The sequence below is a fragment of the Bradyrhizobium sp. SOJA106 genome, from assembly GCF_059448745.1.
Genome location: NZ_CM182549.1, coordinates 3,770,282 through 3,783,268, shown reverse-complemented (window position 1 = coordinate 3,783,268; position 12,987 = coordinate 3,770,282). Strand labels below are relative to the sequence as shown.

The 12,987-nt window shown below is 64.2% G+C and carries 14 protein-coding genes; 11 read left to right on the top strand and 3 right to left on the bottom strand.

Going from position 1 to position 12,987, the window contains the following annotated elements:
• Window positions 1-427 precede the first annotated feature (427 nt).
• From AC5V87_RS17125 to AC5V87_RS17100, 6 genes are all read left to right on the top strand, one after another.
• Complete coding sequence (locus tag AC5V87_RS17125; protein ID WP_495371636.1) at window positions 428-874, top strand: DMT family transporter; 447 nt, start codon at window positions 428-430, stop codon at window positions 872-874.
• Window positions 875-938: 64 nt separating this feature from the next.
• On the top strand, window positions 939-1,763 hold the full coding sequence (locus tag AC5V87_RS17120) for a class II glutamine amidotransferase (RefSeq protein WP_495371635.1): 825 nt from the start codon (window positions 939-941) through the stop codon (window positions 1,761-1,763).
• Window positions 1,764-1,782: 19 nt separating this feature from the next.
• Window positions 1,783-3,009: a carboxylate-amine ligase gene (locus AC5V87_RS17115; RefSeq protein WP_456839075.1), complete on the top strand. Its 1,227-nt coding sequence runs from the start codon at window positions 1,783-1,785 to the stop codon at window positions 3,007-3,009.
• Window positions 3,010-3,071: 62 nt separating this feature from the next.
• On the top strand, window positions 3,072-3,254 hold the full coding sequence (locus tag AC5V87_RS17110; RefSeq protein WP_456839076.1) for a hypothetical protein: 183 nt from the start codon (window positions 3,072-3,074) through the stop codon (window positions 3,252-3,254).
• A 324-nt stretch (window positions 3,255-3,578) separates the two neighbouring features.
• The gene (locus tag AC5V87_RS17105) at window positions 3,579-4,718 is read left to right on the top strand and encodes a hypothetical protein (protein ID WP_495371634.1); all 1,140 of its coding nucleotides are present in this window, start codon (window positions 3,579-3,581) and stop codon (window positions 4,716-4,718) included.
• Between the two features lie 253 nt (window positions 4,719-4,971).
• Window positions 4,972-5,208, top strand: coding sequence for a DUF6894 family protein (locus tag AC5V87_RS17100; RefSeq protein WP_456839078.1), 237 nt, complete (start codon window positions 4,972-4,974; stop codon window positions 5,206-5,208).
• Window positions 5,209-5,215: 7 nt separating this feature from the next.
• Here the strand turns inward: AC5V87_RS17100 and gor are convergent, their stop codons facing one another.
• Genes gor through rpiA form a run of 3 tightly spaced genes read right to left on the bottom strand, consistent with a single transcriptional unit; the run spans window position 5,216 to window position 7,890 of the window.
• Window positions 5,216-6,604 carry a glutathione-disulfide reductase gene (gene gor / locus AC5V87_RS17095; protein WP_495371633.1) on the bottom strand — a complete coding sequence of 463 codons (1,389 nt, stop codon included), beginning with the start codon at window positions 6,602-6,604 and terminating at the stop codon, window positions 5,216-5,218.
• A 48-nt stretch (window positions 6,605-6,652) separates the two neighbouring features.
• Entirely contained in the window at window positions 6,653-7,174 is a 522-nt protein-coding gene (locus tag AC5V87_RS17090) for a DUF2059 domain-containing protein (RefSeq protein ID WP_456839080.1), read from the bottom strand.
• Between the two features lie 2 nt (window positions 7,175-7,176).
• A complete protein-coding gene (rpiA, locus tag AC5V87_RS17085; RefSeq protein ID WP_456839081.1) occupies window positions 7,177-7,890 on the bottom strand; it encodes a ribose-5-phosphate isomerase RpiA in 714 nt (237 codons plus the stop codon).
• Window positions 7,891-8,037: 147 nt separating this feature from the next.
• Here rpiA and AC5V87_RS17080 point away from each other — a divergent pair, with 147 nt between their 5' ends.
• From AC5V87_RS17080 to AC5V87_RS17060, 5 genes are all read left to right on the top strand, one after another.
• Window positions 8,038-8,730 carry an HAD-IA family hydrolase gene (locus AC5V87_RS17080; RefSeq protein WP_456843367.1) on the top strand — a complete coding sequence of 231 codons (693 nt, stop codon included), beginning with the start codon at window positions 8,038-8,040 and terminating at the stop codon, window positions 8,728-8,730.
• A 122-nt stretch (window positions 8,731-8,852) separates the two neighbouring features.
• Window positions 8,853-9,329 (top strand): hypothetical protein, encoded by a 477-nt coding sequence (locus AC5V87_RS17075; RefSeq protein WP_456839082.1) that lies wholly within the window; start codon window positions 8,853-8,855, stop codon window positions 9,327-9,329.
• A 120-nt stretch (window positions 9,330-9,449) separates the two neighbouring features.
• Window positions 9,450-10,484: a GTP 3',8-cyclase MoaA gene (moaA, locus tag AC5V87_RS17070; protein ID WP_456839083.1), complete on the top strand. Its 1,035-nt coding sequence runs from the start codon at window positions 9,450-9,452 to the stop codon at window positions 10,482-10,484.
• A gap of 286 nt (window positions 10,485-10,770) precedes the next feature.
• Window positions 10,771-11,310 (top strand): TRAP transporter small permease subunit, encoded by a 540-nt coding sequence (locus AC5V87_RS17065; RefSeq protein WP_456839084.1) that lies wholly within the window; start codon window positions 10,771-10,773, stop codon window positions 11,308-11,310.
• Entirely contained in the window at window positions 11,307-12,908 is a 1,602-nt protein-coding gene (locus AC5V87_RS17060) for a TRAP transporter large permease (protein WP_456839085.1), read from the top strand. Before AC5V87_RS17065 ends, AC5V87_RS17060 begins: the two co-directional genes overlap by 4 nt.
• The last annotated feature ends 79 nt before the right edge of the window (window positions 12,909-12,987 follow it).

Here is a 12,987-nt window from a genome sequence, read left to right as displayed (position 1 = left end):
CGCGGGACAGGTCATCCGACATCACGAGGTTTGCCGACATTCGTCGGCGTCCTCGCCAGAGGGGCCCGGATTCTTGTTCGGTTCACAGATAAAGATGGGAGAGCCGGAATCAAGCCAGCAGCAGTGCGACCAGCCGCCGCATCGGTTTTCAGGTTGCGGGACTTGGTTAAGTGATCGTGCACAGCTCTCGTGTCCCGGACGCGCTGCAGCGTGCAACGCTGCTGCGCAGAGCGGACCCCACCGCCGCGATATGGGCCCCGGCTCTGCAGCGCACCGCATCGGACGATGCTTCGCATCGCCGGGAGCGCTGCGCTGCGTCCGGGGCACGAGAGATCTTTCGCGTACAACGGCATCCGCAAATACGGTGGGTGGGATATACAACGCTCCCTCACCTCGTATCGAAAGCTGCACAGGAGACGAACAAGCCATGGTGAAACTGGCACTTCCGATGCTCCTCGCCGTGGCGGCGGGGATCAGCCTCGTCGTGCAACAGGCCCTCAATGCGAACCTGCGCACCGCGCTCAATTCGCCGGCGTGGTCCGGCTTCATGAGCTACTTCCTCGGCGTGCTCTGCATGGCGGCGCTGGCGCTCTTGATGCGCGATCCCCTCCCGTCGGCGGCGACCGCGGCCCGCATTCCCTGGTTCGCATGGAGCGGCGGAGTGTTCGGCGCCATCTTCATCGGTCTTGCAATCTTCCTCGTGCCGCGGCTCGGCGCGGCGACGTTCTTCGCGCTGTTGATCGCCGGCCAGATGCTCGGATCCGTCGCGTTCAACCATTTCGGCGTGCTCGGCGTTCCCGTTCATCCCGTGAGCGCTGTCCGCATCGCCGGTGCCGCGCTGCTGGTCGCCGGCGTCGTCCTGATCCGCATGTAGGCGGAACCATCCTGCCGCGAGTGCCGTTGGTGCACCTCATGAAACGTCCGCGACAGGAACATTCATGTGCCGCTGGATCGCATATCGGGGCGAGACCACATCGTTCGAACCTTATGTCACCGAGCCCGAGCATTCACTGGTGGCGCAAAGCATCCGCTCGCTCCAGTCGACGGCGGGATCGAACGGCGACGGCTTCGGTCTTGGCTGGTATGGCGAGCATCCGGAGCCCGGCCTCTACCGCGAAACGCGTCCGGCCTGGTCGGACGAGAATTTGCGCTATCTCTGCCGCCACCTGCGCTCGCATCTGTTCTTCGCGCATGTGCGCGCCGCCACCGGCACGGCAGTGACGCGGCAGAATTGCCATCCCTTCGCCTGCGGCCACTGGATGTTCATGCACAACGGATTCGTCGGCAGCTGGAACAGGCTGCGGCGCAAGGTCGAGGCGCTGATTCCCGACGCCTATTATCCGTCGCGCCTCGGCACGACCGATTCGGAAGCCGTCTTCCTCGCCATGATGGGCGCGGGTCTCGAGAACGATCCGCTTCGAGCGACGCAGGTCGTGCTGCAAGCGCTCGTCGGCCTCGTCAATGAAGGGACACTGCGCGAACGATTGCGCTTCACCAGCGCGATCGCCAACGGCCGGGATCTCTATGCCTTCCGGATCGCGGTCAATGACGCCGCCAACACACTCTACTTCCGCGAGGATGGCGGCCAGGTCATCGTCGTGTCCGAGCCGTTCGACAAGGAGACGGACTGGACGGAGGTGCCGCCCAACCATGCTTTGATCGCGCGCGCATCCGAAAGCGCGAGAATTGTTCCGTTCGACCTTGCAATTTCCAACGGGTCCGCGGAACCGGCTTCGGTCAGGCGGATTATAGCCCGCAGATAGCACTGCTGCCGGGCGGCATATGACAATTGCTTCGGACGTCTTGAAACTGCTGCGGCTGGATCCCTCCGACGGCGGGCAGCACCTCGTCATTCGCTCGGCCGGTGCGCGCGGCAAGGCGGCGGACTATTCGTTCGGCATCGAGGAGGAATTTTTCCTCGCCGATCGCCGTACCCTGGAGGTCGCAATCCAGACTCCCAACGAGCTGTTCGAGTCCGCGAACTGGTCGACCGGCGGCCAGGCCATGCGCGAGATGCTGCAATCCCAGCTCGAGGTCGCCACCAACGTTCACGTCGACGTCAACGACGCGCGGGAAGAGCTCCGCTTCCTCCGCCGCGAGGTCGCATCCGTCGCCGCGCAATATGGTTTCGTGATCATGGCCTGCGGCACGCATCCGACCGCCGTCTGGCGGATGTCGCAGCCGACCCCCAAGCCGCGCTACGAGGAGATGATCGAGGATCTGCGCAGCATCGGCCACCGCAACATGATGTGCGGCATGCACGTGCACGTCCAATTGCCCGATCCGGAGAAGCGCATGGCGGTGATGCGGGCAATGCTGCCGCATCTGCCGCTGTTCATCGCGCTCTCCGCCTCCTCTCCGTTCTGGAACTCCCACAAGACCGGCCTGAAGGGTTACCGGCTCGCCGCCTATTCCGAGTTGCCGCGCACCGGCCTGCCCGAATTATTCGAGAGCCGGCAGGACTACGACGAATATGTCGGGGCGCTGCAGCGCTCCGGCGTGATTCCCGACGAGAGCCACATCTGGTGGGCGATGCGCCCCTCGATGCGGCATCCGACCCTCGAGCTTCGCGCGCCCGATACCTGCACCTTCGTCGACGACGCCGTCGCGATTGCCTCGTTCTACCGCTGCTTGACGCGGCATCTCTATTTGCGGCCCGATTTGTCGAAGCAGGTCAACGTGGTCGAACGCGCCATTGCGGTCGAGAACAAATGGCGCGCGCAGCGCTACGGCACCGATTGCATCTTCGCCTCCAGGGACGGGCCGGTCACGATTTCGGAGCTGCTCTCGCGCGTGATCGATGACACGGCCGAGGACGCAGCCGCGCTGAATTGCGCCGCCGAGGTCGAGCACTGCCGGACCATCGTCGAACGCGGCAGCTCGGCCGAATTCCAGCTGCTGGCCTATCGCGAGAATGGGGAGGACGTCGCAGCCGTGTCGCGCTGGATCGCGGAGGCGACGATCGCGGGCACCAGCGCTCCGACTGCCGGCATCCGCGCGGCCTCATAGCGCCCGCGCAAGCTTGGCGAACGAAAGTCCCCGTCCCGAATTTGCTGATCCTGGAGAAACGCATGAATCGCCTGACGTCCTGCACCGGCTGCGGCCATGGCCTCGTTCCGACGCTGTCAGCCAAGGGGCACACCCAGCTGAGCTGCCTCTGGTGCCAAGGCATCGACGCGCGAACGATGGAAATGGCCAAGTGGGCGGACAGCCCCATCGGCAAGCCCGAACGGACCCCTCGCTCCTTCGAATGAACCGTCGGCGTTGGCTGATCCGTGCGGCTGCACGCTGCCAGCAGGGCATGCCGACAAATTAGCCAGCGCAGGCCACCTCAGCGAAATCGGGCGCGTGGTGAAGCGAACCGCAAGACCCAGTGATGCGGGCCGTCTAACCTCAGGTGCAATCTCGACTTTTCTTCGCGCCGCGTGAAGCCGGCGCTCCCCGCGCGCGGATCGCATCTCAACTGGCCCGAAATTCGCAACGACAGCATCAGGCCAGATTCCCTGCCCTCCACCACGTGGCGCAGCAGGATGCGTGCGCCCGGCTGTGGCACGAACGGCCCAGGATCGGAGAATGCCATGAACGTGCATGCTGCGGGCGATCTCAAATTCACCGGCCTCACCCATCCCAACGGCGCGCCGCTTCGCCTCAACGACCAGGATTTTGTCGCGATCGATCGCGACAGAGACGCGAACTTCGAGGCGACGTACCGGCCGCAAGCGCTTTACAACCGCGCCAACGAGGGCTTCCACGCCAACAACGAGACCTTCCTGCTGCACGAGGTCGCGACCAATCTGCCGATCTACCGCCCCGACACCGGCCCCACCGATTTTCATCTGCATCTGCCGCCGGGCGGTTTCCAGCTCGTGCTGGTCACCTCGGGCGCATTCACCTTCGATTACGACGGCCGCTTCTACAATGTCGGTCCGGGCGCGGTGATGCTGCAAAGCGCGATCGTGCACCGCCAGCTGTTCTACACCTGGTCGGGACTGTCGACCGAAGAAAACCTGAAGACGCCGCAGACGGTGGTGCCCGATCCGATCTCGATGGGCTATTCCGGCAAATTCCTCGAAGCCTTCGTGACCGACCCGACCACCTTTCCGAACCCGACCATCGTCGGTCCCGACCAGATCAACGAGGCCGAGACGCCGCGCGTGGCCTGGAGCCATCGGCTGCACAACCGTCCGGCCGATGCCGGCTTCTGGCTTCAGGATCCCCTGGCGCTGGATGCGCTGTTCAGGCCGCTCGCCGACGGCTCCATCAAATCGGCGACGCCGGCTTACGTGCGCGATATCGGCATCGAGATTCCCAGCGGCCATCTCGTCACCGGCCACATCATCGCCACCGATCCGCGCGGCCAGTCGCTGCTGCCGAAGAGCGCGTCGATGCCGGCGGACCCTGCCTGTCTCGCCAAGGGCGAGGTCGTGATCTACCGTGTCATTCGCGGCACGGCGGAATTCAGGAGGAAATCCGGCGAGAGCTTCGAGCTCTCTGCGGGCGATGTGGTGACGGCCGGCAAGGAGTCGGTCAGCCTCATCGGCCTCAGTGAAAACACCCAGGTCCTCCGCCTCGGCCTGCTCAAGGGCATGAACGAGCTGCGCAGCTGGACGCCGACCCAGCGCGACGAGATCGACGGCCTCGCCGGTGAGATCATCACGCAGAAGGACATCCGCCCGCTGCGCACGGAAGGCAAGCCGGTCGGGTATCTGTACGGATAAATGGAGCACAGCTAGCCGCCCTGAGTTTTCTTCTCCGCTTGAGGGAGAAGGTGGCGCGGAGCGCCGGATGAAGGGTTCTCTCGACTGGCAAGACTGTTTGTGAGGAGAGAGACCCCTCACCCGTCTCGCCGCTCCGCCGCGAGCCGCCCTCTCGCACAAGGGGAGAGGGTGAGCGCGCATCAAAACTTATTCGCTTCAGGGCCGCTCGCGCTCGCTGCAGTCATCCGAATGTTCGCGTTATCCGGAGACATCAATGCCGCGATATTTCTTCCATATCCATGACGGGAATTCAGTTCTCGACGACGTCGGGTTGGATCTCCCTGACATTATCGCGGCGCGCACCGCAGCGATCGAACTGAGTGGCGAAATCCTCAAGCATGACTTGACGGAGCGGCTCTTGCGTCATGTCGTCTGGCAGGTGGAGGTCAGCGACAGCCCCGCACCTGGCGGCCGATCGCTATTCGTCCTTCAGTTCTCGGTGGCAGAATAAGCAACCCCTACTCCGCCGCCTGCCTTACATGCCGCGCCGTCGGCGTGCGCATCGTGACCAGCTCTTCGGCCGCCGTCGGATGCAGCGCGATGGTCGCGTCGAAATCGGCCTTGGTCGCCTTCATCTTCACCGCGATCGCGACAACTTGCGTGACCTCGGCGGCGCAATCGCCGACGATGTGGCAGCCGAGCACGCGGTCGGTCGAACCGTCGACGACCAGCTTCATCAGCACGCGGGTGTCGCGGCCGGACATCGTCGCCTTGATCGGGCGGAACGTCGTCTTGTAGATGTCCACGTGGCTGAACTGCGCGCGCGCCTCGGTTTCGGTGAGGCCAACCGTGCCGACCTCAGGCTGCGAGAACACCGCCGTCGGGATATAGGAATGATCGACCTGCACCTCGCGCTTGCCGAACACGGTGTCGGCGAAGGCATGGCCCTCGCGGATCGCGACCGGCGTCAGGTTGAAGCGATGGGTGACGTCGCCGATCGCATAGATGCTGTCGACCGAGCTCTTCGAGAAATGGTCCACAGCGATCCCGCCATTCCTCGGATCGATGGCGACGCCGGCGTTCTCGAGGCCGAGATTGGCAACGTTGGGATGGCGGCCGATCGCGAACATCACCTGGTCGGAGGCAAGGCTCGACCCGTTCGACAGATGCGTGGTGAACTCCTCGCCGTGGCGGTCGACCTTCGTCACAGTGCAGCCGGTGAGGATGGTGATGCCCTGCTTCTCCATCTCACTGCGGACATGGGTACGGACGTCCTCGTCGAACCCGCGCAAAATGTTATCGCCGCGATAGATCACGGTGACGTCGGAGCCGAATCCGGCGAAGATGCCGGCAAATTCCAGCGCGATATAGCCGCCGCCCTGGATCACGATCCGCCGCGGCAGCTTCTTCAAATGAAACGCCTCGTTGGAGGAGATCACGTGCTCGATACCGGGGATCGCCGCGCCGTGGTTCGGCGCGCCGCCGGTGGCGATCAGGATGTACTTCGCGGTGATCTTCTTGTCGTCGGTGAGCAGACGGACAGTGTGCTTGTCCTCGATCACGGCACGGCTCTTGACGACGTGCGCGCCCGACTTCTCGACATTGGTCGTGTAGGCCGCCTCCAGCCGCGCGATCTCCTTGTCCTTGTTGGCGATCAGCGTCGGCCAGTCGAAAGTCGCGGGCGGAACGGTCCAGCCGAAGCCGGCGGCATCTTCGAGCTCGTGACGGACATGCGAGCCGATCACGAACAGCTTCTTGGGCACGCAGCCGCGGATCACGCAGGTGCCGCCCATGCGGTACTCTTCCGCGATCATCACACGGGCGCCGTAGCCCGCCGCAATGCGGGCGGCACGCACGCCGCCCGAACCACCACCGATGACGAAGAGGTCGACGTCGAATTCAGCCATTGTCCACTCCGACCCCTTTCAAAGGAATACCTAGACAGATAGGTACTGTCAGATTTCCTTGCCACGCTTGCGCATCTCGGCGCGGAAGGCCCCCATCACGGTCTCGGAGAAGTTCTGCGCCCAGGAGTTCATGAAGGCCATGCTGAGACCGATGGCGCGCGGCTCGGCATCGATCAGCTTCTTGCCCAGCGGCGACTTATAGAAGGTGACGAGGTCCTTCAGCTCCTGTTCGGTGAACTCGCTGGCATAGATCTGCGCCATGCCCTCGCCGATCTCGTTCTGGCGGCCCTGGAGCTGCTGGGCCACGACCGGGGCGACCTCGTTGAGGTCCTTCTGGTAGTTCAGGTTCTGCTGGATCAGCGCGATCTTGGTCTTCTCGACGAGGCCGGGCACGGCGCCCTGATACATCGCCGTGGCGTTCTTGATCTGCAAGATTTCCTTGGCCGCAGCGATCGCCGCCGGCGAGGCCTTCGGCTGTGCGCCCTGCTGCTGCGCGAGAGCCGGGGCGGCCGAAAGCGCCAATCCCACAGCGAGGGTCGCAGCCGGCAACAACTTCAAAACGCTCTTCATTCCTAGTCTCCTTTCGGCTTGCGCCGTTCAATCACGCGAATTCCCTCGCCGCCCGCCAAAACGACCGAACTGGCCAAGCCGATGAACAACCCGTGCTCGACCACGCCGGGAATCGCGCTCAACGCCTTGGCGAGATCGGGCGGATCCACAATACGTCCGAGCTGGGCATCGACGATCCAGTGGCCGCCATCGGTGACGAAAACGTGGCCATCTTTGGCCTTGCGAACCGCCATTTGCCCGGAAACGCCGCACGCCGCAAATGCCTTCTCGATCGCCCGGTGCGTCGCGCCAAGGCCGAACGGGATGACCTCGATCGGCAGCGGAAACTTGCCGAGCGTCGGCACCCATTTGCTGTCGTCGGCAATCACGATCATGCGATCCGAGGCGGCCGCCACGATCTTCTCGCGCAGCAGCGCGCCGCCGCCGCCCTTGATCAGGTTGAAGTCGGGATCGATCTCGTCGGCGCCGTCGACGGTCATGTCGAGATGGTCGATCTCGTCGAGCGTGGTCAGCGGCACGCCGCAGCGGATCGCATCGAGGCGGGTTGCTTCGGAGGTCGGCACCCCGATCACCTTCAGCCCGGCGGTAACACGCTCGCCGAGCAGCTCGACGAAATGCTTTGCGGTCGAGCCGGTGCCGAGCCCGAGCTGCATGCCGTCACGCACCTCCTCGAGCGCGCGCGCCGCAGCCTGCCGCTTCAACTGGTCCATATCCAAAATGCGCCCGCCTCTCGATTAGGGTGTTTGCGGCGGCCTATGTAGCCTCGTTTTTTCCGCCGGAACAGGCCTCTGGACCGATCTTATAAGGTGAACTTATGGCTTCGGCCCTTGCGCCGATCCGGCCGGCCCGATAGCGCTTGGCTCATGACCTCCCCCTACACCCTCGTCTTCGATCTCGACGGCACGCTTGTGGATACGGCGCCCGACCTGATCACCGCGCTCAACTACGTGCTCGACCGTGAAGGGCTGCCGGCCGTGCCGATGGCCTCGGCGCGCAACATGATCGGCGCCGGCGCCCGCAAGCTGATCGAACGGGGGCTGGAGGCCGAGGGCCGCAGCGTCACCCCCGCGGACATGGACCGGATGACGGCGGATTTCATCGGCTATTACGCCGACCACATCGCCGTCGAATCCCGCCCCTTCGAGGGGCTCGAGGCCGCGCTCGACCAGTTTGCCGCCCAGGGCCATCGCCTCGCGGTTTGCACCAACAAGCTGGAATGGCTGTCCAAGCGGCTGCTGGACCAGCTCGACCTGACCCGCCGTTTCGCCGCGATTTGCGGCGCCGACACGTTTGGCGTCCAGAAGCCCGATCCGACCATTTTCCGCGAGACCGTCGCCCGCGCCGGCGGAGAGGTGAAGTCCAGCATCATGGTCGGCGACGCCGGAACCGATGTCGGCGTCGCCCGGCGGGCCGGGGTGCCGGTGATTGGGGTCAGCTTCGGCTATACCGACGTACCGATGGCCGAGCTGAAGCCTGATCGGCTGATCCATCATATGCGGGACCTGCCGGCCGCCGCGCACAGCCTGATGACGGGCTTGGCGCCCGCAATTGCCTGATATCGCTCGGCTATTCCGCAGAACCCTATTAGCTAGGCGCGGCCCGCCGGTTGCCTGCCCCCAGCGACGCTCCTAAGGTCCGGCCGGGGACGTGGCGGCTCGTCACACAGAAATGGATGGTCATGCGTCGTGTCATCGCGATTGCATTAGCGGGAGCGAGCCTTGGCGGCTGCTCCTCGATGTCCTGGGACATGTTCAAATCGGCCCCGCCGACCGTCCAGGTCCGGCTTGAATCCAACCCGCCAGGCGCCGACGCGAGCACCTCGCTCGGTCCGGGCTGCAAGACCCCCTGCTCGGTCTCAGTTCCCGCGCCAGACGCCCCCTTCACGGTCGCCTTCGCGCTGCCAAAATACCAGCCGGCCAGCGTCCCGGTGAACGTGATCAAGAATCCCGGCGATTTCACCACGCCCGCCTCGGTCACGACGGACCCGAATCCAGTGTTCGCAGAGCTTCAGCCCGCGGTGCCGCCCAAGCCGGTGAAGAAGAAGCCGCACCGGCCGAGGGCCAAACCGGCCGCAGCGGCGCCTGCTGCCACACCGGCGGAGGCCACGCCGGCCGCAGCCTCGCCGTTCCCAGATCCGGGCACGGGCAAACGCTGATCCAGGCGGTGAGCTATGTATACCAACCGATTGTCCTAGCCGCGTCCGATGCTTAGATTGTTTCCAAGGCACCGCTGAAGCAAGGTGCCGCCCGTCGCCCTAAGTGACAAGGCATTTGGTATGAACGGACCCTCCGCCAATCCCCGCGCCGCGCTGTCGAGCGCGATGACCGATCCGTTCGGGCGAACCATCAGTTATTTGCGCGTCTCCGTCACTGACCGCTGCGACCTGCGCTGTTTCTATTGCATGTCGGAAGACATGACGTTCCTGCCCAAGGCGGATCTGCTGACGCTGGAGGAACTGGACCGGCTGTGCTCGGCCTTCATCGCGAAGGGCGTGAAAAAGCTGCGGCTCACCGGCGGCGAGCCGCTGGTCCGCCGCAACGTGATGACGCTGGTCCGCTCGCTGTCGCGGCATCTCAAGACCGGCGCCCTCAACGAGCTGACGCTGACCACCAACGGCACCCAGCTCGCAAAACATGCGCAGGAGCTGGCGGATTGCGGCGTCCGCCGCATCAACGTCTCGCTCGACACGCTCGATCCCAAGAAGTTTCGCGAGATCACCCGCTGGGGCGAGATCGACAAGGTGATGGAGGGCATCGAGGCCGCGCGCGCCGCAGGCCTCGCCGTGAAGATCAACGCGGTCGCCCTGAAGAACCTCAACGAGGACGAGCTGCCTTCGCTGATGCGCTGGGCCCACGGCAAAGGTATGGGGCTGACGCTGATCGAGGTGATGCCGATGGGCGAGATCGGCTCAGGCCGGATCGACCAGTATCTGCCGCTGTCCCTGTTGCGCGCCCGTCTCGCCCAGCAATTCACGCTGACGGATTTAGCCGAGAGCACCGGCGGGCCCGCACGCTATGTCAGCGTCGCCGAGACCGGCGGCAAGCTCGGCTTCATCACGCCGATGACCCATAATTTCTGCGAATCCTGCAACCGGGTGCGCATCACCTGCACCGGCACGCTGCACACCTGCCTTGGCCACGAGGACGCCTCCGACCTGCGCAAACCTCTGCGTGCATCGGACGACGACATGCTGCTTGCGGATGCGATCGACCGCGCCATCGGGCTCAAGCCCAAAGGCCACGATTTCATCATCGACCGCCGCCACGACCGCCCCAGCGTCTCCCGGCACATGAGCGTCACCGGCGGCTAGGACTCAAGCCCCGCCGCGTTAAGCTTTTGAGCGCGCGTCAATTTGTCCATTTTCCGATTGACGGCGCCTGAAGCCGCTGATTTGGTGCGACCGCCTTTGCTTGCCCGGCAGCAATAAGCCGGCCCGCCCGTTGGCGGTCGCGGTCAAGACGGCAAGGCACGAGGGGAGGACTGACGCCGCAACGCTTTCGGAAAAAGAGCCGTGCGGTCGCGTGCGTTTTGCACGCCGGCCGAACGATGCGTGCTGATGCTCCCGTGAAGTTAGGCCGCGACGGAGAAAAAGTAAGATGCGTCCATTGCTGGCGGTGAGCAACGCCATCGACGCCCTCAATGAAAAGATTGGGTACGTCTGTAACCTGCTCGTGCTCCTGTCCTGTCTGGTGAGCGCGGCCAACGCCATGATCCGCTACGCCTTCAGCTATTCGTCGAACGGCTGGCTCGAGCTGCAATGGTACATGTTCGCGATCCTGGTGATGTTCGGCGCGTCCTATACCTTCAAGCGCAACGAGCATGTCCGGGTCGAGATCTTCTATCTGATCCTGTCCGAGCGCGGCCAGCTCTGGCTCGACATGATCGGCACGCTGTTCTTCCTGATCCCCGCCTGCCTCCTGCTCGCCTATCTGTCCTGGCCGTTCTTCATGCAGGCCTATGACGTCGGCGAGATGTCGGGCAATGCCGGCGGCCTGATCCGCTGGCCGATCAAGTTCGTGATTCCCGCCGGCTTCGTGATGCTGGCGCTGCAAGGTGTTTCCGAAGTCATCAAGCGTATCGCGGCTCTCCAGGGCTATGTCACGATCGACGCCAAGTACGAGAGGCCGACCCAATGATTACGCTGGAGATGATGCCGCCGCTGATGTTCGGCGGCCTGGTTCTGGCGATGCTGATCGGCTTCCCCGTGGCGTTCACGCTTGCCGCGGTCGGTCTCTCCTTCGGCTTCCTCGCTATCCATCTCGGGTTTTTCGACCTCAACTTCCTCCAGGCGATTCCCGGCCGCGTGTTCGGCAGCGTGCTCTCCAACGAGCTGCTGCTCGCCATCCCGTTCTTCACCTTCATGGGCTCCATATTGGAAAGATGCGGCCTCGCCGAGGACATGCTGGATTCGATGGGCCAGCTGTTCGGCCCGGTCCGCGGCGGCCTCGGCTATTCCGTCATCATCGTCGGCTTCATCCTCGGCGCCATCACCGGAACCGTGGCGGCGCAGGTTATCGCCATGGCGCTGATCTCGATGCCGGTGATGATCCGCTACGGCTACAACATGCGCTACATCACCGGCGTCCTTGCTGCCTCCGGCACCATCACGCAGCTGGTGCCGCCCTCGCTGGTGCTGATCGTGCTCGCCGACCAGCTCGGCAAGTCGGTCGGCGACATGTATCTCGGCGCCTGGGGCCCCTCCGTGTTCCAGATCATGCTGTTTGCCGGCTACACTTTCATTCTCGGCCTGATCAAGCCGAGCCACGTGCCGCCGGTGCCGCTCGAAGCGCGCACGCTGACCGGCTGGGCGCTGTGGAAGAAGTGCCTGATGGGCATCATCCCCTCCGCCGTGCTGATCTTCGTCGTGCTCGGCACAATGATGATGGGCCTTGCGACCCCGACAGAGGCCGGCGCGATGGGCGCGGTCGGCGCCATCGTGCTCGCCGCGATCCACCACAAGGACTTCTCCTCGACCGACCGCAAGGTGCTGGTCGCAGGCATCGTCGCCGCCGGCATCGGCACCATCGTCGCGATTCTGTTCACCGAGAACTTGATCTTCAAGCTCGCCTTCGCGGTCACCTATCTGGCGGTGGCCTGGATCTGCATCTCGGCCGCGCGCATCCCGGACCTGCGCGATCTGATCAAGCAGGGCTACGAATCCACCATGCGCCTCACCTGCATGGTCACCTTCATCCTGATCGGCTCGACCTGCTTCTCGGTGGTGTTCCTCGGCGTCTCCGGCGGCGTCTGGCTCGAGCACCTCCTGACCTCGCTGCCCGGCGGCGTCTGGGGCTTTTTGATCTTCATCAATCTCTTCATCTTCTTCCTGGCGTTCTTCCTCGACTTCTTCGAGATCGCCTTCATCATCCTGCCGATGATCGCGCCGATCGCGCAGAAGATTCTCGGTCCCGTCGTCGGCGACGGACCGGCGCTGATCTGGTTCGGCGTCATGCTGTGCGTGAACATGCAGACCTCGTTCCTGCATCCGCCGTTCGGCTTTGCGCTGTTCTACCTGCGCGGCGTCGCGCCGAAGGAAGTGAAGAGCTCCGACATCTATTGGGGCGCGATGCCCTGGATCGGCCTGCAGATGATCATGGTGCTGATCGTGATCGCGTTCCCGATCACCGTGACAGGCCTCCTGGACAAGCCGCTCAGCGTCGATCTCGACAAGGTCAAGATCGAGGTTCCGCAGATCGACCTGCCCCCACTGGATCTCGGCCCGCCGCAGAAGTAGCGGTCGCGACCCTTGTCATGCTCCGCCTCGGCGGAGCATGACGCGCGTGACACGTGCGGGAAACACGGGCATACCGGGC